Source organism: Microbacterium sp. NPDC055455 (assembly GCF_053619935.1).
Map to the genome: position 1 here is coordinate 1 of NZ_JBSHLB010000016.1, position 1,741 is coordinate 1,741.

The 1,741-nt window shown below is 54.6% G+C and carries 1 rRNA gene; it reads left to right on the plus strand.

Features of this window, described 5'->3' with window-relative positions:
* Positions 1–194: 194 nt before the first annotated feature.
* Positions 195–1,717: ribosomal RNA gene (locus tag ACWGUG_RS18525) — 16S ribosomal RNA — on the plus strand.
* Positions 1,718–1,741 lie beyond the last annotated feature (24 nt).

Below are 1,741 nucleotides of genomic sequence, written 5' to 3' on the forward strand. Positions count from 1 at the left end.
GGTGCGTCCGATCTTTGAGAACTCAACAGCGTGCACTTGTCAAATGCCAAATTTATTTCTCTGTCGACCAGTTTTCTGGTTGGTGGGGGTCTTTTTTGGATCAATTCATGGATGTCAGTTTGATATTCGTTTTTGGTCATGGTTGAACTCGCTGCTTGTGACCTGTTTTCCCGGGTTGTGGGTGGTATTCATTTTTTATGGAGAGTTTGATCCTGGCTCAGGATGAACGCTGGCGGCGTGCTTAACACATGCAAGTCGAACGGTGAAGCCCAGCTTGCTGGGTGGATCAGTGGCGAACGGGTGAGTAACACGTGAGCAACCTGCCCTGGACTCTGGGATAAGCGCTGGAAACGGCGTCTAATACTGGATATGAACCACGAAGGCATCTTCAGTGGTTGGAAAGATTTTTCGGTCTGGGATGGGCTCGCGGCCTATCAGCTTGTTGGTGAGGTAATGGCTCACCAAGGCGTCGACGGGTAGCCGGCCTGAGAGGGTGACCGGCCACACTGGGACTGAGACACGGCCCAGACTCCTACGGGAGGCAGCAGTGGGGAATATTGCACAATGGGCGGAAGCCTGATGCAGCAACGCCGCGTGAGGGATGACGGCCTTCGGGTTGTAAACCTCTTTTAGCAAGGAAGAAGCTTTTGTGACGGTACTTGCAGAAAAAGCGCCGGCTAACTACGTGCCAGCAGCCGCGGTAATACGTAGGGCGCAAGCGTTATCCGGAATTATTGGGCGTAAAGAGCTCGTAGGCGGTTTGTCGCGTCTGCTGTGAAATCCCGAGGCTCAACCTCGGGCCTGCAGTGGGTACGGGCAGACTAGAGTGCGGTAGGGGAGATTGGAATTCCTGGTGTAGCGGTGGAATGCGCAGATATCAGGAGGAACACCGATGGCGAAGGCAGATCTCTGGGCCGTAACTGACGCTGAGGAGCGAAAGGGTGGGGAGCAAACAGGCTTAGATACCCTGGTAGTCCACCCCGTAAACGTTGGGAACTAGTTGTGGGGTCCTTTCCACGGATTCCGTGACGCAGCTAACGCATTAAGTTCCCCGCCTGGGGAGTACGGCCGCAAGGCTAAAACTCAAAGGAATTGACGGGGACCCGCACAAGCGGCGGAGCATGCGGATTAATTCGATGCAACGCGAAGAACCTTACCAAGGCTTGACATACACGAGAACACCCTAGAAATAGGGGACTCTTTGGACACTCGTGAACAGGTGGTGCATGGTTGTCGTCAGCTCGTGTCGTGAGATGTTGGGTTAAGTCCCGCAACGAGCGCAACCCTCGTTCTATGTTGCCAGCACGTAATGGTGGGAACTCATGGGATACTGCCGGGGTCAACTCGGAGGAAGGTGGGGATGACGTCAAATCATCATGCCCCTTATGTCTTGGGCTTCACGCATGCTACAATGGCCGGTACAAAGGGCTGCAATACCGTGAGGTGGAGCGAATCCCAAAAAGCCGGTCCCAGTTCGGATTGAGGTCTGCAACTCGACCTCATGAAGTCGGAGTCGCTAGTAATCGCAGATCAGCAACGCTGCGGTGAATACGTTCCCGGGTCTTGTACACACCGCCCGTCAAGTCATGAAAGTCGGTAACACCTGAAGCCGGTGGCCCAACCCTTGTGGGGGGAGCCGTCGAAGGTGGGATCGGTAATTAGGACTAAGTCGTAACAAGGTAGCCGTACCGGAAGGTGCGGCTGGATCACCTCCTTTCTAAGGAGCACCTCGACCCGTATG